Origin of the sequence: Chitinophaga sp. (genome assembly GCF_039596155.1) — a bacterium.
Lineage (GTDB): Bacteria > Bacteroidota > Bacteroidia > Chitinophagales > Chitinophagaceae > Chitinophaga.
The window spans coordinates 221498-245163 of the sequence record NZ_JBCNKF010000006.1 but is presented as its reverse complement, the minus strand read 5'-3'; the positions used below and the strand labels follow the sequence as shown (position 1 = coordinate 245163).

Below are 23666 nucleotides of genomic sequence, written 5' to 3'. Positions count from 1 at the left end.
CCCCGGTTTTGTACGGGGCTCCTGATGGAACGAAATTTCGTATCTACGATTCCCGAAGCCTTCAGCTTACTTTTGAGCTAACCTCTGTTATCCGATAAGTTATTGCAGACTATTCTTCGTCGTCTTCATCACCAAATTCATCTTCATCCAACCATTCCAGATAAGCATAATACCAGTTTTCCAGTTCATCCAGCAGCTCTTCTTTTTTAGCCGGATCGTTCTTGAAGAATTCTTCTACATTGTCAATCTCATGAACGATATCAATGTAGGCGCTTTCTTCATCTTCCTCCACACGCTTAGCGAAGAAACGAGGCTGTTCTGTATGAAAGATATATTCGTTATCTGGATCCGTCACTGGATCATCTGCGATCATAAACTTGGGTAACTTAGCCATAGTAATTTTTTATTTTTTTGATGATGTAAAACAAATGTATTGTAAATATATCATTCAACGAACATACCAGGCTAATCCATTGCAGCCCGACTCATCAAATGATGTACTGGCATCAAAATTGAATAATCTCCAGTATAAAAATCTGATATCATGAAACCAAAAACAATACGTGCAGGTTTAGTGGCTATGACCATTACTGCTGCCGCTTTACTCTCCAGCCATGCAGGTATGGCACAGGGCATAGACAGTACTGCTAAAAAGGTAGGTAACAAGACTGCTTCGATAGCGGTGAAAGGTGCCAGCAAGATTACTGACAAGACCTATAAAGGAAAAGTAGGTCCGGGTGGTCAGACCGTCTACATCGATAAAAAGGACAACAAATACTATGTAGATGATAAGGGTAAAAAAGTATACCTGAAACCATCTGAGATCAAGGACAAGAAAGATTAATTCGTCCATATAAAAAAAGGGCTGACCTCGGATAGTCAGCCCTTTTTAATATTATATTAACTTTAGCTTGCGCAGTTAACTCAATTCGCTCAATTCCAACCAGCGCATTCCCTTTTCATCCAGCAAGCCAATCACCTCACCTACGCGGCGTGCCATCGGCTCCAGTTCTGCATAAGGAATATCACCTGCCGACATTTTTGCATCCAGCATTGCTTTCTCTTTTTCCAGGTCAGCAATCTCCTTTTCCAACAGTTCCATTTCACGCTTTTCCTTAAAAGACATTTTGCGACCTTTTTCTGCCGGTGGGGTTGCCACTTCAGGAGCAGGTGTAGCTGCTTTCTGCGGCTCTGGTTCTTTTTCCTGTTCAGGTTTATCCTTTTCCCATTCACGATACTGGGTATAATTGCCGGGGAAGTCACTTACTACGCCTTGTCCTTCAAACACGAACAGGTGATCTACCAGTTTATCCATGAAGTAACGGTCGTGGCTCACAATGATCAGACAACCCTGGAAATCCAACAGGAAGTCTTCCAGGATGCTCAAAGTAGGCAGGTCCAGGTCATTCGTGGGCTCATCCAGCACCAGGAAGTTGGGATTACGGAAGAGTATGCTCAGCAAATGTAAACGTCTCTTTTCCCCGCCACTCAGCTTGGAGATGTAAGTATATTGCTTTTCCGGTGGGAACAGGAATAGCTGTAAGAACTGTGCGGCACTGACCTTGGTACCATCGGCCAGCGGGAAGTTTTCGGCGATATTCTTCACGAATTCAATGACCCGCATGTCTTCTTTGATCACCAGGCCACGCTGATCATAGTTACCGAATACAATTGTTTCGCCGGTATTGATCTTTCCTGAATCAGGTTGTTCCAGTCCCAGCAACATGTTGAGGAATGTGGATTTCCCCACCCCATTCTTTCCTACCACACCTACCCGTTCTCCTCTCTTAAAAGTATAATCAAAGCCCTTTAGGATCTGAAGGTCCCCATATGCTTTGTAGACCTTTTTCATTTCGATGATCTTGCCCCCCAGGCGGGTCATTTTCACATTCAGTTCCAGCTGTTGTTTTTCCAGTCTTACACTCGCCTTTTCTTTTACTTCTGTAAAAGCATCTATACGTGACTTAGACTTGGTGGTACGGGCTTTAGGCTGCTTACGCATCCATTCCAGCTCTTTCCGGAATACGTTGCGTGCCTTTTCCACGCTGGATTTTGCCATCTCCTCACGGGCTGCTTTCTTTTCGAGATAGTTCTCGTAATCGCCTTTATATATGAAAAGTTGTTGCTGATCCAGTTCCATGATTTCGTTACATACGCTATCCAGGAAGTAACGGTCGTGGGTTACGAGCAGCAGGGTCACTTTCTCCTGATCCAGGTAGTTCTCCAGCCATTCGATCATGCCTACGTCCAGGTGGTTGGTCGGTTCGTCCATGATGAGCAGGGTATGTCTGTGCTCAAAACCGATGTCGATCAGCACTTTGGCCAATGCAACTCTCTTGACCTGGCCACCTGACAGGCTACCCATCAGCTGATCCATATGATGAATATTCAGTTTGCCAAGGATCTGCTTCACCTTGGAATCGAAGTGCCATGCATTCAGCTCATCCATGCGTTCAATTGCCTTGGTGAGTTTATCCAGATCCGGCTCCTCTCCTTCTTCAGTGAGCATTTCATAATCCCTGATAGCGGCAAGTACAGGATGTCCCTGTGAGAAAATGTGCCGGGAGATGGTTTCTCCGGCGTTGAAAGCATTTTGCTGTTCCAGCATTACCACTGTTACATCCTTGTGGATCCACACGGTGCCTGCATCCGGAGTTTCCTGACCGCACAGAATGCGCAGCAGCGTGGATTTACCGGTACCATTCAGCGCCACAAGGGCTATTTTATCACCTTCTTCGATATGGAAAGAAATATCTTTAAACAAGGGGCCTGCGCCGTAGGACTTTGTAAGCCCTTCTACTGTAACATAATGCATAGGGCGAAGTTATAAAAAAAACCCCGGGCGAGTGGCCCGGGGTTTATTAAGTTATAGCTGTTATAGCTTAAAAATCGTAGTATAACTGCCTGAAACTTGCTCTCAGGCCAAGATTAAAGATCAGCTCATTCTTGGTATACTGGTAGTTCTTTTCCTGACGGGCAGTTACAGCTGCTTCCAGTCGCAGGTTGTACTTTGGATTCAGCAGGTAAGCAACAGTACCCTGTACATTGGTGAGGGTTGTTTTGAGTCCCTGTCCGATATGATTACCAAAATCTTCTGCACGGGAATAATAAGATTCAAAGATGTTCTTCCCATAATTGATCCCTGCAGAGTCCAGGCCATACTTTGCATAGGTGATTTGTCCACGCAGGAAGAAACGCTTATACCGGTAATCTGCAATATTGACCCACTCTACAAAATTGGCGCCTAACGGATGGGCCAGTGGCTGGTTATAATGGCCATAGTTATTGAGTGTGGTACGCTGAGAATATGTATAAGGGCGAGCCGCATTTACTTCTGTCAGCACATTCAGGTTAGGCACCTTGAAGATATTGTTGGAACGGAAACCCAGTTGACCTCCATATTTATTGCCCCACCAACCGGAACCGCTGGTCATTTCCTTTAAGACGAATTCGTCCAGGATAAACTGACCATAAAAAGTACTATTCACAGAAGGCGCATACTTCAGGTTTAAGCCCATCAGTGCATTATCAGGAGAACCTACAGAGAATTCAACGGGGCGGAGGAAAACAATCGGGTTCAGATAACTGACATCAAATCCGCGTTTGCCGGTAGAATCAGAGTCCTGCCATATAACGGCTTCAAACAATCCAATGGACACCTTTTTGCTGACGTTCCAGTCCAGGTAATTGAATACCCCCCATTTCTTCCGGTAACCGTTGTCATAAGAGGATTTAGGATAGCGCATATCCACGAACTGTGCCCACATGGTAGTATACTGTACACGGCCCAGATTAGCGATCACTTTCAGGAATGGATAATTGAACGAAGCGTCGGACATCAACATTGAACGGTAACCGTCGCCGATAAAGTTCTTGTCATATCCCAGCTGGAAATCAAAATGACGACCAGCCTTATAATTTATGAGTGCGGACGAATAAGCGAAATCAAACGCAGTTTTATTATACGGCTTCCACTCGCCTTGTCCGGGTACAATTTTATTTGTCCGGCCGTATTCATCGATATAGGCTGCAAATTTTCCCTGGTTCTCGTAAAATTCGGTCCTGAATGTGAGATTCTTCCCGATAGTACCACCAGCTATTACACCCCGGGTATTCAACCATGTTGTACCATTTACACTGCTATGCCCTACCTGAAAATCCGGGAGGAAACTTGCATAAAAGGTATAATCATCTTCTTTTAATTCCAACAGGTGTTCTCTAAACAATTTGCGATACAGCCAGCTTTGCTTACGGGTTGTATCTCCTTTTGGAAGATCAAACGAAGGTTCCAGGCTGTAGTCACGCTGGGAGGAATGGTATCCCAGGCTATCAGCGGAATTTTGATAAAACCCAAGTGAATACTGCCGTCCAATGCTTTGAGCATGTACAGACGTAGATGCTGCCAATAGGCAGCATACCAGGAATCCTAATGAGGTGAAACACGATTTGAACATAGATAAGAATTAGCTTGCCAGCCACAAATATATCCTCTTTTACATGAAAACCGGGCCGACGTAAATTAAAAGGCCATTATAAATGGCTGATCTTATTCTGTATCCTCAGCTGTTCTGTAACACGTTTAATTTCCTGTTCTGCTGTTTTAGGATAAATCAGTAATACGTTTCCATCATCTACTACGATGAAGTCTTTCAGACCGCGAATCACTGCCAACTTATCTTTAGGAATATGAATAATACAATCTGAGGTATCTTCCAGTTGTCCATCTCCACCCGAAAAAACATTATTGCTTTCATCCTGCTTTTCGGCTACCATAAACAGAGAAGCCCAGGTACCAAGATCACTCCATCCAAACTCAACAGGCATGGTGTAAACATTCTCTGCTTTTTCCATTACCGCATAATCTATTGAAATATTGGGTGACTGTGGATAATACTGATCAATGAATGCCTGTTCCTGTGGGGTATTGTAAGCGCCCTCGCCTTTGCTGAAAAGGTCATATAATTCGGGGGTAAGCTGCCTGATGGCATTGAGTATGGATTGTGCCTTCCAGATGAAAATACCTGCATTCCATACATAATCGCCACTGTTCAAAAACTCAAGCGCTTTGGAAAGGACTGGTTTTTCTGTAAATTTCACCACTTTTTGAATATCCTCCTTCCCATTTTCTGCGAACTTGATATAACCATAACCGGTATCAGGTCTGGTAGGGGTAATTCCAAGTGTCAATAATATATCCTTCTCTGCTATGATATTCAGTGCCTGTCGGATCTTTCCGAGGAACACTTCTTCTCTGAGAATAAAATGATCAGAAGGGGCGATAACCATCGCGGCATCTGGATCCTTTGCTAATATTTTAAATGCGGCATACGCAATACCAGGTGCTGTGTTATTCCTGGAAGGTTCACAAAGTATATTATCGGCTGATACTTCGGGTAACTGTTCCAGGATAAGTCCCTTATAGGCTATATTGGTGACGATATATATATTACCAGCGGGGACTATTTTATTAAACCGCTCATAGGTCAATTGTAGCAATGACTTACCTATGCCCAGTATGTCTATGAACTGTTTGGGGTAATTATTACGGCTCTTAGGCCAGAAACGACTGCCTACGCCGCCGGCCATAATAAAAACGTGGTTGTGGTTATTCATCATATTTTCTCCTTCCATAGGCTGGTCTTTAGTTGCTTATAAACCTCTTTAATACCTTCCTTTAATTCAATTTTTGCCTCCCAGCCCAGACCATGTAGTTTTGCAACATCCATGAGTTTTCTGGGGGTACCATCAGGTTTGGAGGAATCAAATACCAGCTGACCTTCATATTCTACAATCTCTTTAATCATCAGCGCCAGGTCTTTAATGCTGATATCTTTCCCAACGCCAATATTCACCAATCCCTCTTCATTGTAATGCTGCATCAGATAAAAGCAGGCATCAGCCATATCATCAGCATGCAAAAATTCGCGCAATGGGGTACCTGTGCCCCATACTACCACTTCAGGGATACCATTAACTTTTGCTTCATGAAATTTTCGCAACAAAGCAGGTAAAACGTGAGAGTTATTCAGATCATAATTATCATTTGGACCATACAGGTTGGTAGGCATTACAGAAATGTAATTGCAACCATATTGTGCCCTATATGCATCGCACATCTTGATACCGGCTATCTTGGCGATAGCATAAGGTTCATTGGTGGGTTCCAGCAGTCCTGTCAGCAGATACTCCTCTTTCAGTGGCTGTGGTGCTAATTTAGGATAAATACAGGAGGAGCCCAGAAACATTAGTTTCTTTACATTATTCAAATAAGCATGATGAATAACGTTGTTCTGTATCATCATATTCTCATAGATAAATTGTGCTCTGTAGGTATTATTGGCAATAATACCGCCTACTTTAGCTGCTGCAAGGAATACGTAATCAGGCTTTTCTTCAGCAAAGAACTTACTTACCTGCTGCTGATCGCGTAGATCCAGGTCTTTTGAAGACCTGGTCACAATATTATTAAAACCGTCCTTCTGAAGTCTTCTAACAATGGCCGATCCTACCATACCTCTGTGACCGGCTACAAAAATTTTATCCTGCTGTTGCATCTTTTCTATTCAAATTGGTTTAACACTTTAAATCCAGCATTTTTGAGTAACTGTTCTTTTCTAAATAGCTCAACATCTGCCGCCATCATTTCTTTTACCAGTGCCTGTAAATTATACCTGGGTTTCCACCCGAGTTTTGTCTGAGCTTTAGTGGGATCTCCTATCAGCAGATCTACCTCTGTAGGACGGAAATAGCGCGGGTCAATAGCCAATACTTCCTGTCCCGGCTTCACGTGCAGGTTTTCTGCACTTACGCTTTTCACGATCCCTTTTTCATCTATCCCTTTCCCTGTAAATTCCAGTTCAATACCAACTTCTGCAAAGGCCATCTTAATGAACTCTCTTACAGGAGTTGTAATACCGGTCGCTATGACATAGTCTTCTGGCTGTTCTTGCTGAAGAATCAGGTACATGGCTTCTACATAATCCTTGGCATGTCCCCAGTCACGTTGTGCATCTATATTCCCCATAAACAGTTTTTCCTGCATTCCCAGGAATATTTTAGATACACCACGGGTGATTTTGCGGGTAACAAATGTTTCGCCTCTCAAAGGGCTTTCGTGGTTGAACAGGATGCCATTACAGGCAAACATTTTGTATGCTTCCCTGTAATTCACAGTGATCCAGTAAGCATACATTTTAGCCACAGCATATGGAGAACGAGGGTAAAAAGGAGTCCTTTCAGATTGGGGCACTTCCTGCACCAATCCATATAATTCGGAGGTAGATGCCTGGTATATTTTTGTTTTATTAACCAGGCCAAGTAACCTTACTGCTTCCAGTATTCTCAGGGTACCAATACCATCAGCATTTGCAGTATACTCAGGCGTTTCGAAACTGACCTGAACGTGACTCATAGCACCCAGATTATAAATTTCGTCTGGCTGAATCTGCTGAATGATCCTGATAAGATTTGTAGAATCACTGAGATCACCATAATGGAGATTCAGATTCACACCCTGCTCATGGGGATCCTGATATAAATGATCTATCCTATCTGTATTAAATAACGAGGAGCGACGTTTGATGCCATGAACTTCATAGTTCTTAGATAGCAACAATTCGGTCAGGTACGCACCGTCCTGCCCTGTAATACCAGTTATTAATGCTTTCTTCATGATACTATTTGGAATTATCAAGTTCTAGCCTGACTTTTTTCAAAGCATGAGCTATGATATGATGCATATCGTAATACTTATATTCTGCCAACCTGCCGCCAAAGATAACATTCATCTCTTTCTCAGCCAGTTCCTTATATTGTTTATATAAATTACTATTCCTATCGTCATTAATTGGATAATAGGGTTCCTTCCCTTCCGACCAATCAGCAGGATATTCTTTTGTCACCACAGTTACAGGTTGGGTACCAAATTCAAAATGTTTGTGCTCAATGATCCTTGTATATGGAGTTTCCTTATCTGTATAATTAACGACCGCATTACCCTGATAGTTAGGAATATTCCTTTGTTCATGCTCAAAATGCAGACTTCTGTATTCTAATTTCCCATAGCAGTAGTTAAAATACTGATCAATCATACCGGTATATACAATTTTATGTGCCCTTTCCGACAGGGCTTCCCGTTCCGCAAAGAAGTCAACATTTAGGCAAATATCTGCATTTGCAAGCATTTTATCAATTATTACGTTATACCCTCCCTCTGGAATTCCCTGATACTTATCATCAAAATAGTTATTATCATAAGTAAATCTCAATGGCAAACGCTTTATAATGAATGCAGGCAATTCAGTAGCCGGCCGGCCCCACTGCTTTTCTGTATAGTCCTTGATCAGCTTATTATAAATATCCGGACCGACGAGAGATAACGCCTGCTCTTCTAAATTCTTAGGCTCCTTAATATTTAGCTTTTCTACCTGCTCCCTGATTTTCATCTGAGCGGCTTCAGGCGTAGCAACCTTCCACAACTGGTAAAAAGTATTCATATTAAAAGGAAGATTATATAACTCCCCTTTATAATTCGCCAAAGGAGAATTGGTATACCTGTTAAATACGGCAAACTGATTTACATAATCCCAGATATCCTTGTTGCTGGTATGAAAAATATGCGCCCCGTATTTATGTACATTGATACCATCTATGTTTTCACAATAGACGTTACCACCTGTATGGGAACGTTTATCTACTACCAGGCATTTTTTACCTGCTTTGCCCGCTTCATATGCAAATACAGCGCCAAATAACCCGGCACCAACTATTAAATAATCATACTTAATATCCGTCATGTACTATATTTTGAATAACCATTTATTGCCCATCTCACTAAGTAATACATACTCCTGATCAGGCCCAACTTCTCAACTTTATAATACACCATGAACTGGGGCTTAATTACCTTCTTTTTATTCCTTGAAGTGGAATTACTCAATACACGATAGCTGGCAATTACATCAGTGTTACCATAAGCGACCTTACAATGCTTAATAATCTCCAGCCAGTAGATATAGTCATCACGCAGGCTTTTAAACTCCTCACGCAGATAAATCTTACCAAAACGCTCCGTATCGTACAGTCCTGTCAAACAGGAAATTGAACAGGTGCACAACATGCTATTATAGTCGACCTTCTCCGGAACAATGAAAGGTTTCATGCATTCTTTTGAGAACTCATCGATCCTTTTGTGTGAGGCATAAACAAGCGTTGCATTTTTCTCTTTCATCAGCGCCAGCTGTCTTTCCAAAAAGGTTGGCTCCCACAAGTCATCTGCGTCCAACAAAGCAATGTACTGCCCGTTGGCCCGCCTGATACCGTTGTTTCTTGCAGCGGCGGAACCACCGTTCTGCTGGGAAAACAGCTTTATTCTACCGTCCCTTTGCACATATTCACTAATTACTTTCGCACTATCATCCTTTGATCCATCATCAATAATCAACATCTCCCAATTAGCATAAGTCTGTGCTAACACTGTTTCGATCGTTTCCGGGATGAAACGCTGCGCATTGTAAACCGGTGTAATTATAGATACTAAACCTTTTTGCATATTTTATACTTCAGGTAATATTTAATAACTTCTTTCATCATTATCATCCGTCCTTTCAACTTTTTGATCAAACCCCGTTTGCTTTTCCCTGTTCCTGCTGACGTAAAGGTTTCTCCATGCCTTCTGTATTTGATCAAGGCTTCCGGATAAAAATAAACTGTACCTATCATCTCTGCAACTAATCCTATCCACAGGTCATGACCAATTTCCCGGGTAGCAGGGAAAGGTAGTGCGTTCTTCAGTAAACTTTTCCGAAACGCCATACAGGAACCATAATACGTACTCCTGGCGATGTTCTTCAGCAAGCCCTTACCAGATCCAAAATAAGCGAAAAATGAAGCATGTAACTGTTGCAGCTGCTCGTCCACAACTTCCGAATCACTGATCACCAGATCATATTTCTGCAACAACTCTATCATCTTCGTTACCTTGCCTGGTAACCACACGTCATCCTGATCCGCCAAAAAAATATAGTCTCCTTTTGCCTTACTCAGGGCATACTGAAAGTTTCTGATAACATCCCGAAAATTGCCATGATATAACCGGATCCTATCATCTGCTATTTGGCATATAATATCCAGGGTACCATCACCAGAGCCATCGTCAGAGATAACCAACTCATCTTCAGCTCTCAACTGCGTTAAAATAGAACGAATCTGTTCCTCTATAAATGCAGCTCCGTTGTAGGTGGCCATACATACTGATACCATTCTGATTATTGCATTTTTAATATCTTGATAAAATCAGCCACTGCACGATCCCAGGTAAATTGCTGTATAAAAGCATGCCCCTGTTTGGCCAGCTGCTCTCTTTTCTCATCATCCAAAAGCAATTCCTGCAATATTGCCGCCATTGATTCAACATCTCCAACCGGAAAACAACAGGCAGTCTCACCATTTCTTACAAAATCCTTAAACCCACCTATATCAGAAGTTACCGCTAAACATCCACACTGCATCGCTTCTGAAACCGGCAACCCCCATCCCTCTGAGTGCGATGGTGATAAAAATATCGTCGCTTCATTGTATAGCCTGCGTAGCTCTTTCCTATCGGGCATCTGGTAATACTTCATCCACTCTTCCAAACCATCAGGAGCTGCTGGCATACCATACAATATTACCTGCAGGTCTTTTACCCTGTTTTTCAAAAGACGCAATGCTGACAGCCCTTCCGCACTGCCTTTATGAGGAGAATGATGATGCAACATCATTACTGTGTTCTTCTTCCTTTTTATACCTGGTTCAATAAAAAACTCATCGAAGTTCAGTCCGTTAAAAATTACTGTGCTATCCTGTCCGGAATAATCTTTTATTTTTTCCTGCAACCAGGTACAAATAGCAATCTTATGCATAGGCAATTTCCATGTCTCTAACGAAGCTTCTTCTAAGCCCTTATTTGAAACATAAGTAAATTCAGATTCATTGGCTTGAATCAAATATAACTTACGGCCTTTCCTGGCCGGGAACCCGGCTACATGCTCGGCAGTTTCCCAGGAAGTAGCGACTACAAAATCCGCATCCGGCAATAGAAAATTATACGGTGCGAAGATCCATTTATTTTTAACACTTCTATCCAGCGTAAACCATGGCTGAATGAACCTGTAAAAGAAAAGACAATACAAATACCTGATCACTCCATCCACAAACGGGTTTCTTTTGAACAACCAGGCCGTGTGTATAAGCTGGACATCAAACCCTGCTGCCGATAAACGGTTGGCATATTCATACACCACCCTGAAACCACCCACCGGCTTAGTTCCCCTCCCGGGTAAAATGAATGATATCCTAATCTTTCTTTCCGTCATTCTCTGCTTGTTTTATAGTCATCATCTTATCATAACGCACCCTAATCTCCAGCTCATCCGACTCATCCATAAAAAAATAATTTCTGTACGGTGTCTGACCATATACAATTGCCTCCTGCCTGAAATGCAAAAACAACCGCATCAGGATAAATAGCATTGGTACCAACAACAATATTTTATTCCTGGCTCGGAATGTAATCAGGCTGCTTAGCAAGGCAAACATAAAGGCAATGCCAATATTGTAATAATAAGAAAACCTGTCTGCTACCTCCTGCACTTCCTTTAAAGTGGAGATCAGCAAAATGTAAAAAAGGAACATCTTCACAAGAGTTGATTCTATTGCTGTCAACTCCAATTTATTCCAACGCATATAAAGCAGGCAGAGGAAGGCCAGGTTCAAGATAGATGTAAAACTGATATTCCTGGTAAGCTCGAAATTAGCCACAAGATTACTACCTTTCTCAATTACCGCAGATAATACCCCTCCTGCCAATGGTTTCAATGCAAGTAATATCGAAGTGATAATAGGTATAGTAACAAAGAGGGAGATTACATATACTATTGTAAAAAAAAGAATCTTCCTGCGTGTCAGTTTCATTCGCTGAAATACATAAAAAAATAAAAATATTATAGCGGTATAATGAAACATCATAGCCAATACCACCAGTAAAATAAACTTTACAGGCTTAATTCTGTTTCCAATAAATCCAAACAAAACGATATGAAAAGCTATAGACTGACGCAGAATATCAAACTCAAGAAAAACAGTTAGGATTAGAATGATAGCAAGAAATACCAACTTATTCCGGAAGTCATTTCTGTATATAAAGTAATAAAGGGAAAACGTATTAAATACGGTGATCAGGAATACAAACATAAAAAAGTTCATCCCGAGATAGCTGCATAGAGATGACACGATTTTAAAACCCGGCTCGGTAAAGTCATCCGAAAAATTAAGGTTCTTACCTCCTAATAATTGGCCAAGCGGTACAACTTCATTATATCCCTGGAGGTATACAGCCCAATCACTTCCTATTTTATATCTGAACCCTACAAAAAAAAGTATAATAAACAGCCCAACAGCAATCATGAGTCGCTTCAACAGCTGTACCTTATGATCATCCTGCTTGACATACTCAAGAGATGCACCAAGTCCAAAAAACATAAAAAAAAGATAGTATGGTATCATCCTTTCATCTTTTTTAATTTCTTGTAAACACCTGGCAGATAAGCTTTCATTAAATCAATTGTCTTTCCTATTCCTGTGATATACACATAAAAAAGATACACCTTACAGCTAAGCAATAAATTTCCTTTGTGTTTAAACGCAATGACCCTATCTTCTGAAAAACCTCTATAACGATTATCATGAGAAAATCCTACCAGATCAAAGCTGGAGACTACTACATTTACATGCAGGGTTTTATGCTTATATAAAAAGACTTTGAACATAAAATCAAAATCTGCTGATACTTTGAATGTAGTATCAAATTTATACTTCCTATTCAGCGCTGTACGACTAAAAGTGCTCTGATGAATCATGAGCCTTTTATAGAAATTGCTGGCATCACCAGGTATGTATATTTCGCTTTTATCTTCCCGTCTTTTCTCCGTATTGCCGTACACCAGATCATAATCACTCAGATCGTTAGCTCCAAATACATCATTCACCGAATCAGCATTATAAAACCAGTCACCCACATTCATAAAATTAATCCATTCCCCACTGGCCCGATCAATACCTTTGTTCATTGCATAATATATGCCCCCATCCGGCTCACTCACCCAATATGCCAACCGATCAGCATACTTCTTTATAATGTCTACGCTTCCGTCTGTCGATCCGCCATCAATGATGATATATTCGATATTCTGGTAGGACTGCCCCAATACACTCAGTATTGTCTTTTCCAATGATATAATACCATTATATACTACTGTTATTATCGATATTAACGGCTGATGTTCTTTCATTCCAATTATTTCTTCCCGGTTTACCTAAGTCCGGACACCTTTAAAATTGCATGCAATATTTTTTCTTTCCACCATCTAGCCTTTCCAACAGTATACGATTCACCAGTGCTGCCAGAAACTCCCACAAACCTGGGTAGATGCCAAAAGCTTTTATAAACTACTCCTCCTTGCTTAAGATAATCATAATAAGCATTCTCCAGGTAATAAATAGCTTTATCATCTACTGCCTTGTAAGCATAGAGCAAATTCCTGTTGAATACATCTTTTGTACAATGATAAAAGCGTGTATCTACTTTTTTCTGATTGACAAAAGGATTGAAATTCATTTTCTGGAAATATGGATATGCGGGATTTATTTCCTTTAACAGTTTATCAATGTTCAGGATGCGAATTCTCCCTGTCACTTTGCAAAATGATTGGGCATCATGCAATAACCGACTATTTTTTTGCACATATTCCAGTATTTCGCCTTCTCCATATCCCTTTCCTTTTACCTCCATATTCAGCTTATCCCCTGAAAAATAAAGTATCTCCAGTCTCTTTCCCTGCTCATTAGCTAACTGCATCAGCTCTGGATGTCTGGAATAATCGTAACCACTATTATCACACACTATTACATCTTTCAATATCGATGAATGCAGGTAAAACCGAATACTATCTAAATATTGCGCTGTACGTAAAGTAGGATCTGTCAATACGGTAAAACAGCTACTCACATATACAGTAGAGGTAATAATCAATAGCTCCATTATTATTATTATTTCAAACCAAGTTTTCTTAGTATACGGTTAAATAAAGAATCCTGTCTTACACTCTCTATAAAATGATGCTTTAACGGCACTACCGTTGTATTAAGGTCATTAAAAGCCAGCCAGACAGCGTAATATCTCTCCAGCAAACCTCCCTGAATACGGAACTGGTGTGCGGTATCGAATATATTCAGCTTACCGCTTTCAATCACCGCAGCAATATACTCCATCATCTTAAAAAAAACGTGCTTCTTCAGTATAAAAGAAGAACAGAGATTGATTGTTTTACCATTCAGTTCGCTGAGTGTATGATTCGTTCCATAGAACTTATTGTAATCCGATATGATCGAATCATAACAATTGAGCCCGTCTCCATTCCTTTTCTCCGGTTGGCTTTCATCCATCAATATTCGCTGGGCATAGTCCGTTTCAAATAAATATGGTTGAAAATTTACATGGTCATATTTTTCTAAGAGTTCTGTGATCATACGCTCATTTAAACCCGATGAATCGATATCATGCTGGAGAAAACCAAGATGATCAGCTCCCTCACATAAATAAGGATTCTTAAAAATATTATACATCACTTCCGATTCTGTATACCACTTTCCTAATGAATGGAAATCTCTGAATTCATACTGATTGATAATATTATAATCCGGATACCGAACAGCAGCCTCATTCTTAGGATTCACATTTATAAATACATACTGACCAAGCAAAGATCCATCGTAATAGTTCTGCTTGAGCTCATGATGAAATACAACAAATAATCTAGCATTTGCCATTAACTAATCTTTTTACTTCCTGAAAATGAGTTTTATGAATGTCTTACCTATCATGGGCTGTGCGTATAAAAGCAGAAACAGCTTCCATTTAATCCTGTTTGTCAGCTCTATGTATTCATTCGAATAATTTTCAATGATATAATTACGCAATTGTCGGTAAGCATCTCTCTTCCCGATATAGAGCTGGGTCAAATTATCCTTTATAAGATTCATCAGGAAACGATGCTTCCATTTATCAAGCTGTCCCTTATCTATGGTACCTTGTGCCAGGGCCATTTCGTAGGGCTTCGTGATCATCAGGAAATTGTTGATACAGTGTTGTGCACTTGTCTGAATATGTGCATTCGATCCGTGTACACGAAATGTATAACAGACTTCATTGATGAATCCAACATCTCCCAGGAGCATGAGCATCAAGTTACTCCCCACGTCAATTGCTGTATAATTGCTATCAAATACATGCAATGAATTAAAGATACTCCTATTGATAAGAATGCCTGCCCAGCTTAAATCTTCTTTACCGGAATAGCCCAGGAATACATCGATTCCTTTGCGAAATTCATGACCAAATAAATCACCTGCTGCAGCATCTTCCTCTCTTCCCGTTGCCTCATAGCGGTTTTTACACCTGCCTTTTACAAAATTAGCAGAAGGATACTGCTGTACCAATGCTACCGCTTTTGAAATGAAGCTGGCATCTGGTAACAAATCATCACTATTCAGTATTACAAAATAATCTCCCGTTGCCCTTGTTTCGATGGCAAGTTTGAAATTAGGCAGCATCCCCACATTGATGTCATTTCTGAAAAATTTCACCCTCGAATCGATTAAGAGAGGTGTAATTACATCTGCCGTATTATCATCCGAACAGTTATCGGAAACAATTATCTCAAAGTTCTCATAATCCTGGTGAAGCGCCGATTGAATTGCATCTCCTATCCATCGCGCCCTGTTATAAGAAGTAATAATGATACTTACTAATGGCTTTCTACCTATGTCTGTCATATACATATCCTTTTAACAACATACCAGCATACTGTCTTGCTTCTTTCATACATAACCCGGAGCAGAAAAACACGATGACTCCTATACCAGCAAGTGCAATGAAATTCAATTGTATACCCGGCAGTGTATAAATAGTGACCAGTTTTATCAGGACTACAGCTGCCAGCGGAGGTAACATTGGCAAAAATGTATCCTTCCAGTACCACCTGAATAATTCTGTTTTCAATAGCTTTCTGTGCATGAGTGGTTGGCTGATCAATATGTATCCGGTATTCACAATCACCCAAACTGAAGTAGCTCCTATAGCGCCATATTGTTTAGTTAACACGAAAAGCAAAGGGATCAGTAATATTGCCGCAATTAAGTTCTGGACTACTGTAAATTTAGTCCAGCCATTGGCCACAATGAGATTATATGGCATAACCATCAAGGCATTAAAAATGCTGCCGATTAATAGTACACGGGTAAGCACATATACATGCGAAGTAGTTGCAGCATTTTTGAACAAAACCTGCGCTACATCCTCTGTAAAAAATAAAAGTACCAGACAAAAAGGAAAAATCAGCGCTGCCATTAGCCGACAAGCCTGATGATACGCTGTCTTGAGCTGTTCTTCACTATCTGAAGCCACCAGTTTCGCCAGTCGGGGGAAAAACGTTTCACTCACGGGTATCACTACCAGATTCACTGTCGTAGCCAGTGTATATGCCAGTGTATAGTAACCAAACTGGGAGAGTGGCAACATTTTGCTTAATACGATTTTATCAATTTGTGACAGCAGGAAAGATACAATACTGATACTGGTCATGCCGGCAGCGAATCGCCAGATAATCTTTAGCTGTGTTATTGAAAATTTCGGTTTCCCAGGTGCAACAGGCATTTGCTTCCATAATCCCCAACGCATCGTTACAACATATAAGAGACTCAATGCTGCCTGCCATAAAAAAAAGGCATCAATGGTAGATGAAATAAACTTTAGAACAATTATTACGCCTGCAGCCCTTAACGTGGTCATCACTACAGTTATGACATTATTGACAATTTGCTTTTCCAACCCTGTCAATCCGCCATTGTACAAGCTTACCGGCCATTGAAAAGAAACAACCATGCCCATTAACATCACCGCATGCTTTACCATCGACGGAGATAATGTTTCTACTTTTACCCAGCGCGTAGCTATCAGGCCGGAAAATAAAACGATAATCGCTCCAATCACCAGGCCAATTAACCAATATATACATTCAAGCGAAAAGGTAAGGTCCCTTACCTCCTCCACAGATTTATTTTCTACTTTATATTTAGCCAACTCGCGGTTGAGTGTTGTACTTAAACCCATATCCAGAATTGCCATGGTTCCAATCAGTGTTGCATAAAATCCAACCAAACCATAAGATTCTATACCCAGGTATTTAATATACAGAGGCAACATCAGGATACTGATGGCTGCACCCCATACTTTCCCGAGTAAATTCGATACTATGTTCACCTTGATAGAAGCCAAATTATATTATTTGCACATTAAAGAATGTTTGAGCATATGATTTCTCAGCGGCTCTGATGACTGTTGCTCCCTGGTCATTCCTGAATACAATACTGCTATCCGGAATGTTAGTACCAAATATCGATGTATATGCGCTGATAGACACATTGTGTCCGATTCTGCAATCGCCTATGAGTGCGCTGTGTGCTGTCAGGGAAACGCCCTTGCCCATTACCGGATAAATTCCTTTATGAGATCCTACAGTACACCCCTGCAACGCCACAAAAAAGTCCGAGTAGGTTGCTTTTCCCAACATAGTACCACTACAATGGAAGAGCAGGAAAATATCCGGCAACGCTGTATTATACATACAATCCAGTCCATGCAGGGCTTTATTCAGGTAATACAGTTTATTGCATACATCTGTGGCCTGTTTTTGCTTCCAGATTGTATTAGCCAGGAACCACAGATACATTACATAGTGATCACTATAAAGGTGATTGAATTTGACATCGGAGCCATCAAAATAATGCTTCAGACTACAATGCTTAAAACAATATTCCAGTCGCTGCAAAGCCAGATCCACCTCTGCAGAAAAATCTGACAACTGTACCGGATGATTGTCCGGAAAGAAAAAATTCAGCTGTTTTGATGTATATTTCTCTAGTTCCTCTCTGGACAAAGATATTGTCATAACAACCCGATTGAACTTAATTTATTTGTATCGCCCCAAAAAGCCATTGGTTCATAATCTGCATACGGATAATAACCAAGATTTAACGAAATGGCAGCTTTCTTTTCCTCCAGGTAATCAAGCACCAGTTGCTTTACGGTGATCGGTTTACCACTGCAACAATTAATCACACCAGTGACCTGATTTTGTAATGCGGCACTGACAATGTATGTAGCAACCTTATTCACTGGCAGGTAATCCCGTACCTGCTCTCCCCCACTCATATTGAATACCGCATCGCCACTGGAAAGCGCTGTATCGAGTTGAGATAAAAGCGATTTAGGATGCTGCCCCTTTCCATACATGTAAAACAACCTTAGCCATTTTAGATCGAAGGGAATTTCCGACTGCAGTACCTGTAACTGTTTCCGCAGTGTATCTTTTGCTATCGCATAAGGGTTCTGGGGGGCCGTTTCCATATCTTCACGCAGCAAACCTTCTTTCATTCCATATTCAAAACATGTACCCGTAACTGTAAGATCACGCAATCCATGTTTGATCATATTCTGCAGAAATGCATAATGCCGGGGCAGATTCACCTTATAGTGGAAGTCCGATTTATAATTGGGCAATCCTTCCCAGATAAGATGAATAACAGCATCAGGCGCTCCAAAAAATTCAAAGTAGTCGACACTGTCGTCGAATAACTCAGTATTAAATACAATATGATTTACTGCCGGATACCAGCTGGCTTGCTGCGCTTTCTCCAGACTGGAAGAAGAGGTAATCACCGTACAATTACTTTGCAGTAATTCATTCACCACATAATTTCCAATGAACCCGGTTGCTCCCGTTACCAACACCTTCTTCATGTTACAGAATTTGTAGTTCAGGAATTGCAATCACAAACTGTCCTCCCCAGCTACGTATATAAGACAGCTGATTCATAATCTCTTCTTTGAGATTCCAGGGCAGTATGACTACAAAAGCAGGTTTTTCTGCCTTCAGATAATCTTCATTAGTTACAGGAATATGACTAGCCGGGAGAAATTTATTCTGCTTATGAGGATTAGCATCTACAACAAAGTCGATCAGATCATTCTTAATACCACAGTAGTTCAATAGCGTATTACCCTTAGCAGCGGCGCCATATGCAGCTACCTGCTTCCCGTCTCTCTTTTGACGGATGAGGAAATCAATAAGGTCCAGTTTAATTTTGAGTGCTTTCTGCTGAAAATTGTCATAATAAGCCAGCGATAACATCCCTTTATCAGCTTCCTTTTTCAACATAGCTGTTACACGATCTGAAAGCTCTTTTGAATCATCTTCAGCATGACATGCATAGATGCGCAAAGACCCTCCATGAGTTGGCACTTCCTCTACATCAAACATCTTCAGCCCCTGTGCCGCGAATATTTCTTTCACGGTGTAAAAAGACAAATAAGAAAAGTGCTCGTGGTAAATGGTATCAAATTGATTGTTTTCCACCAGTTGCATCAAGTGAGGGAATTCCATGGTAATGACCCCATTCTTCTTCAGAATGATCTTCATGCCCTTAACAAAGTCAACAATATCCGGAACGTGCGCCAGTACATTGTTGCCCAGTAAAAGATCAGCCTGTATGTTCTTAGCTGCCAGCTCACTTGCAAGTCTTACACCAAAAAAGTCTACGATGGAGTCAATTCCCTTGCTAATCGCAACCTTTGCTGTATTGGCAGTAGGTTCTATTCCTAACACCGGCACCTGGTTTTCTTTAAAATACTGCAAGAGATAACCATCGTTGGATGCAATTTCAATCACCTGTGATTGTTGATTAAATCCAAACCGCGCTATCATCGCTTCAGTATACTTTTTTACATGTGCCAGCCAACTAGTGGAATAGGAAGAAAAATATACATACTCACTATTAAAAATTGCATCAGATTTCTTATACTCATCTACCTGAACCAGAAAACAATTACTGCAGGTATATACCTTTAGCGGATAAAAAGTTTCTGGTTCATTCAATTGTTCACCAGTCAGAAAGGAGTTAGATGCCGGTGAGTTAGCAAGGTCTATGAAAGTATTTGTTAATTCGGTCTTACAAAATCTGCAGTGCATAAGTGAACCTTATTTTGCGCCCCACATGAGGCGGTATATTGAAATTAATTAGTTAATTAACGGATGTTGTCTATCCCTTGCTGATATATCTTTAACGGCTAACGGCCATTTGATATTAAGTTTAGGGTCGTCATATCGTAAGCCACCTTCCACCTCAGGCATATAAAATGCACTGTGGTGATAGATGAGTGCGCAATTATCTTCCAAGGTCTGAAATCCATGAGCAAAGCCTTTAGGTATATAGAGCATTTTGCCATTCTCTGCGGATAACTCAATGCCAAACCATTGCAGATAAGTGGGCGAATCTTTTCGGATATCTACGATCACATCATAGATAGCACCTGAAATACACCTGATCATTTTGATCTCCTCATGTGGAGAATGCTGGAAGTGCATGCCACGAATAGAACCTTTCTGCTTAGTAAAAGAGTGATTCATTTGCACCCATTCTTCCACGTGTCCAATTGACTCAAACTCCCGTTTGCAATAAGTTCTTGCAAACCAGCCCCTGTCATCACTGAAGGGTTGTAGAGTTATCTCATAACTGCCAGCTAAAGGAGTTTCATTAAATATCATAAATTCAGGTAGCTTTTAATTTGTTCAAAGGTAAAAGTCACCTTCTCCGGCAAGCTCTTTTTATACCAATCGATCGTCCATGCTATTGCCTGTTTTGAATCCAGCTTAGGCAGCCATTGTAGTTCCTGACCAGCCAATGATATATCAAGCTGTAACAGTTGTCCTTCATGCGGCTGATTGATATCAGAATTATCCTTCCATTCACCTTTACCCCAGGCCGAGATCGCTCGTTCAACCAGTTCCTTTACCGTTAAATGATCCTGAGGTTGCGGACCAAAATTGTAGGCTTTCCCATATTTTACAGGGTCCTCATTTAAAAGGGCACCTAGCAAAAGATATCCGCTTATCGGCTCCAGCACGTGCTGCCACGGTCTTACCGAAGATGGATTTCTCACAGTTATTACTTCCTGTGCGGTCAGGGCACGGACAATATCAGGAATGATCCTGTTCTCACTGAAGTCCCCGCCACCAATTACATTCCCTGCTCTGGCGCTCGCCAGTGCCTTATGATGATCGCTGTACGTAGCTACATTAAAGAATGAATTTCGAAAAGAGTTCACTACAAGCTCTGTACAGGCTTTGCTGGCACTATATGGATCATATCCACCCAATACGTCAGCTTCATTGTACAGGAGGTTTTTCTCCTTATTTTCATATACTTTGTCAGTAGTGATCACTACGACTGTACAACGTTTATTCAAATGAATTAAGGCTTCCAGTACATTCGCTGTTCCAATTACATTTACTTCAAAGGTCTCTGCAGGAATAGCATAAGAACGGCGTACCAATGGCTGAGCAGCGAGATGGAAAATATAATCAGGCTGAAAGGAAAGTACTTCATTAGTCAGGCGTTGTTTATCTCTGATATCCGCAATGATGCTATCGACATTCAACTCCTTTTCGAGTAGAGAATAAATACAACCTTCATATTCCGGAGCCAACGCAAATCCTTTCACCTCTGCACCCAGCATATTCAACAACGCTGTCATCCAGGCTCCCTTAAATCCGGTATGCCCTGTCAGGAATACCCGCTTACCCTGATAAGTACTTTTCAATTTTTCAAACATCGTTACCATATTTTCCATAGTGCTGCATTAGTTACCCAGGCCTCTTCCAGCTCCATTTTATCTCTCAGCGTATCCATGGGTTTCCAGAATCCTTCATGCTTAAAAGCACTCATTTGATTGTCTGCAACCAACCGTTCCATTGGGGTACGTTCAAAAATAGTAGCATCACCATCGATATAATCAAAGACCTGTGGTTCACATACAAAGAATCCCCCGTTTATCCAGGCGCCGTCACCTTTAGGTTTCTCGAGGAATGAATGTACCTGGTTACTTTCCTTATCAATGTTTAATGCACCAAAGCGGCCGGATGGCTGTACGGATGTAACTGTACAATAGCGATTATTACTACGGTGAAATTTCACCAATTCCTCAATGTTGACATTACTCACCCCGTCTCCGTATGTTAACAGGAAGGGTTCGTTGCCTATATGTGGCTGTATACGCTTAATGCGACCTCCTGTCATTGAATCCATTCCCGTATCTACGAGGGTGATGCTCCATGGTTCCACCTGAGAATCATGCACCTTCATAGAATTATCTTTCAGGTTTATAGTTACATCTGATTTATGTAGGAAATAATTCGCAAAATATTCTTTGATCACATACCCCTTATATCCCAGGCAGATCACAAAATCATTATATCCATATGCAGAATATAGTTTCATAATATGCCAAAGAATGGGGATGCCACCAATCTCAACCATAGGTTTGGGCTTAATGACTGTTTCCTCCGACAATCTTGTACCTAATCCTCCTGCAAGAATTACTACCTTCATAATTAATATTTAATTTATTCCATGATCTTTTTATAAATCCGCCTCACCAAAAGAACAATTATCGTCAGGAATCCTCCTAAAATACCTCCGATCAATATTCCTTTTGTTTTTCCTAATTTCTCCTTTTTCAGCGGTAATATGGGAGTATCCACAATTTGTATAATAGGTGTCTCCTGTGACATTGTTAGCTTACTTACCTCCAGGTTCTTCATCACTTCCTGATACATTGTTTGCAACACTACCTTATCTCTCAATACGAGTTCTGTTCCAACAGACGCCTGACTTCTCACCGGATTCATGTTCAGATCCTGGGCAACCGCAGCGCTATACGTTTTACGGTTCAGCAACGTTTCAATTGAATCGGCCTTTCTCTGAAGTATATCTACATTTGCTTTGGATCGCCTGGTTTTCATCATGGTATAAAAAGTAGTGGCTTCATCTACCAGGCGTTCTGTAAAGATCTTGGAGAATAGTTCATTCCGGGAGATAGTCTGCACATCAATAAAGCTCAGCTTCTTATCGGGCTTTGCTATCTGCAGGTTTCCCTTAATGAGCATTTCATACATACTATTCAGGATACTATCTTGCAATAGGGTGAATTTCTTCCTGTCGGGATTAACAGGAAAATGTATATTAGAAAGCCGAGGTCCCCAACCCTTCCTCATCTCATTGAATTCAATATAATAATCTGCGAGGCTTAGCTCCTTTCCGTTCACATTTATCGGGGTCAATAATGTTTTCTCAATCATCAGTCTCGACTTCAGGAATTCAATTACATTATCACCAGAAAACAGGCCACTGGTTCCTCCACCCATCGAACTAAGGTCTATTCCGAGCTGATTTGCTACTCCTGCATAACTGGCTAATCCGCCAGACTTATTACTTTCCTCCAACACAAAAGTCAGATCTCCAACATACCTGGGTTTACTAAAAAGAGCAAGGGTGAGTCCGATCCCACTGCCTACTAATCCAAATATTCCAATTACTATCCATTTACTTAATAAGTATCGCCACCATTCCTGTACTTTAAGAATCAATTCTTTTAATGAAATCTCCTCATTTTTCACCCTGCCAGCCAACTCGTTTGATTGTTCCATATTGCTTTCTTTAAACTTTAATAAGTT

General features: G+C 40.9%; 24 protein-coding genes. 1 reads left to right on the top strand and 23 read right to left on the bottom strand.

Going from position 1 to position 23666, the window contains the following annotated elements; all coding sequences use genetic code 11:
• Positions 1-109: 109 nt before the first annotated feature.
• Positions 110-394 carry a hypothetical protein gene (locus ABDW33_RS08445; protein WP_343689617.1) on the bottom strand — a complete coding sequence of 95 codons (285 nt, stop codon included), beginning with the start codon at positions 392-394 and terminating at the stop codon, positions 110-112.
• A gap of 150 nt (positions 395-544) precedes the next feature.
• On the opposite strand from ABDW33_RS08445, the gene ABDW33_RS08440 reads away from it, so the two are divergent.
• A complete protein-coding gene (locus ABDW33_RS08440; protein ID WP_343689616.1) occupies positions 545-844 on the top strand; it encodes a hypothetical protein in 300 nt (99 codons plus the stop codon).
• Positions 845-919: 75 nt separating this feature from the next.
• On the opposite strand, the gene ABDW33_RS08435 is transcribed toward ABDW33_RS08440, so the two are convergent.
• From ABDW33_RS08435 to ABDW33_RS08330, 22 genes are all read right to left on the bottom strand, one after another.
• Positions 920-2815, bottom strand: a complete 1896-nt coding sequence (locus tag ABDW33_RS08435) for an ABC-F family ATP-binding cassette domain-containing protein (protein ID WP_343689615.1) — start codon at positions 2813-2815, stop codon at positions 920-922.
• A 67-nt stretch (positions 2816-2882) separates the two neighbouring features.
• Positions 2883-4454: a hypothetical protein gene (locus ABDW33_RS08430; protein WP_343689614.1), complete on the bottom strand. Its 1572-nt coding sequence runs from the start codon at positions 4452-4454 to the stop codon at positions 2883-2885.
• Positions 4455-4530: 76 nt separating this feature from the next.
• Complete coding sequence (locus ABDW33_RS08425; protein ID WP_343689613.1) at positions 4531-5631, bottom strand: mannose-1-phosphate guanylyltransferase; 1101 nt, start codon at positions 5629-5631, stop codon at positions 4531-4533.
• The gene (locus ABDW33_RS08420) at positions 5613-6554 is read right to left on the bottom strand and encodes a GDP-L-fucose synthase (protein ID WP_343689612.1); all 942 of its coding nucleotides are present in this window, start codon (positions 6552-6554) and stop codon (positions 5613-5615) included. Before ABDW33_RS08420 ends, ABDW33_RS08425 begins: the two co-directional genes overlap by 19 nt.
• Positions 6555-6559: 5 nt before the next feature.
• Entirely contained in the window at positions 6560-7672 is a 1113-nt protein-coding gene (gene gmd / locus ABDW33_RS08415) for a GDP-mannose 4,6-dehydratase (protein ID WP_343689611.1), read from the bottom strand.
• Between the two features lie 4 nt (positions 7673-7676).
• Complete coding sequence (gene glf, locus ABDW33_RS08410; protein ID WP_343689610.1) at positions 7677-8795, bottom strand: UDP-galactopyranose mutase; 1119 nt, start codon at positions 8793-8795, stop codon at positions 7677-7679.
• Positions 8792-9550 (bottom strand): glycosyltransferase family 2 protein, encoded by a 759-nt coding sequence (locus ABDW33_RS08405; RefSeq protein ID WP_343689609.1) that lies wholly within the window; start codon positions 9548-9550, stop codon positions 8792-8794. Before ABDW33_RS08405 ends, glf begins: the two co-directional genes overlap by 4 nt.
• Positions 9535-10260 (bottom strand): glycosyltransferase family 2 protein, encoded by a 726-nt coding sequence (locus tag ABDW33_RS08400; RefSeq protein WP_343689608.1) that lies wholly within the window; start codon positions 10258-10260, stop codon positions 9535-9537. Before ABDW33_RS08400 ends, ABDW33_RS08405 begins: the two co-directional genes overlap by 16 nt.
• 5 nt (positions 10261-10265) lie before the next feature.
• On the bottom strand, positions 10266-11354 hold the full coding sequence (locus tag ABDW33_RS08395) for a glycosyltransferase family 4 protein (RefSeq protein WP_343689607.1): 1089 nt from the start codon (positions 11352-11354) through the stop codon (positions 10266-10268).
• On the bottom strand, positions 11335-12444 hold the full coding sequence (locus tag ABDW33_RS08390) for an EpsG family protein (protein ID WP_343689648.1): 1110 nt from the start codon (positions 12442-12444) through the stop codon (positions 11335-11337). Before ABDW33_RS08390 ends, ABDW33_RS08395 begins: the two co-directional genes overlap by 20 nt.
• Positions 12445-12539: 95 nt before the next feature.
• Positions 12540-13328 carry a glycosyltransferase family 2 protein gene (locus tag ABDW33_RS08385; protein ID WP_343689606.1) on the bottom strand — a complete coding sequence of 263 codons (789 nt, stop codon included), beginning with the start codon at positions 13326-13328 and terminating at the stop codon, positions 12540-12542.
• A 20-nt stretch (positions 13329-13348) separates the two neighbouring features.
• A complete protein-coding gene (locus tag ABDW33_RS08380; protein ID WP_343689605.1) occupies positions 13349-13954 on the bottom strand; it encodes a hypothetical protein in 606 nt (201 codons plus the stop codon).
• Positions 13955-14085: 131 nt separating this feature from the next.
• On the bottom strand, positions 14086-14865 hold the full coding sequence (locus ABDW33_RS08375; RefSeq protein WP_343689604.1) for a hypothetical protein: 780 nt from the start codon (positions 14863-14865) through the stop codon (positions 14086-14088).
• Positions 14866-14877: 12 nt separating this feature from the next.
• Positions 14878-15870, bottom strand: a complete 993-nt coding sequence (locus tag ABDW33_RS08370) for a glycosyltransferase family 2 protein (RefSeq protein ID WP_343689603.1) — start codon at positions 15868-15870, stop codon at positions 14878-14880.
• A complete protein-coding gene (locus ABDW33_RS08365) occupies positions 15854-17356 on the bottom strand; it encodes an oligosaccharide flippase family protein (protein ID WP_343689602.1) in 1503 nt (500 codons plus the stop codon). Before ABDW33_RS08365 ends, ABDW33_RS08370 begins: the two co-directional genes overlap by 17 nt.
• 16 nt (positions 17357-17372) lie before the next feature.
• A complete protein-coding gene (locus tag ABDW33_RS08360) occupies positions 17373-18044 on the bottom strand; it encodes a hypothetical protein (protein ID WP_343689601.1) in 672 nt (223 codons plus the stop codon).
• Positions 18041-18895: an NAD(P)-dependent oxidoreductase gene (locus ABDW33_RS08355; protein ID WP_343689600.1), complete on the bottom strand. Its 855-nt coding sequence runs from the start codon at positions 18893-18895 to the stop codon at positions 18041-18043. The genes ABDW33_RS08360 and ABDW33_RS08355 overlap by 4 nt, the downstream gene beginning before the upstream one ends.
• A gap of 1 nt (position 18896) precedes the next feature.
• Positions 18897-20123, bottom strand: a complete 1227-nt coding sequence (locus ABDW33_RS08350; protein ID WP_343689599.1) for a class I SAM-dependent methyltransferase — start codon at positions 20121-20123, stop codon at positions 18897-18899.
• Between the two features lie 48 nt (positions 20124-20171).
• The gene (gene rfbC, locus ABDW33_RS08345; RefSeq protein ID WP_343689598.1) at positions 20172-20699 is read right to left on the bottom strand and encodes a dTDP-4-dehydrorhamnose 3,5-epimerase; all 528 of its coding nucleotides are present in this window, start codon (positions 20697-20699) and stop codon (positions 20172-20174) included.
• Positions 20696-21784, bottom strand: coding sequence for a CDP-glucose 4,6-dehydratase (gene rfbG / locus ABDW33_RS08340; protein ID WP_343689597.1), 1089 nt, complete (start codon positions 21782-21784; stop codon positions 20696-20698). The genes rfbC and rfbG overlap by 4 nt, the downstream gene beginning before the upstream one ends.
• The gene (gene rfbF, locus ABDW33_RS08335; RefSeq protein ID WP_343689596.1) at positions 21769-22542 is read right to left on the bottom strand and encodes a glucose-1-phosphate cytidylyltransferase; all 774 of its coding nucleotides are present in this window, start codon (positions 22540-22542) and stop codon (positions 21769-21771) included. Before rfbF ends, rfbG begins: the two co-directional genes overlap by 16 nt.
• A gap of 14 nt (positions 22543-22556) precedes the next feature.
• Positions 22557-23639 (bottom strand): lipopolysaccharide biosynthesis protein, encoded by a 1083-nt coding sequence (locus ABDW33_RS08330; protein WP_343689595.1) that lies wholly within the window; start codon positions 23637-23639, stop codon positions 22557-22559.
• Between the last annotated feature and the right edge of the window lie 27 nt (positions 23640-23666).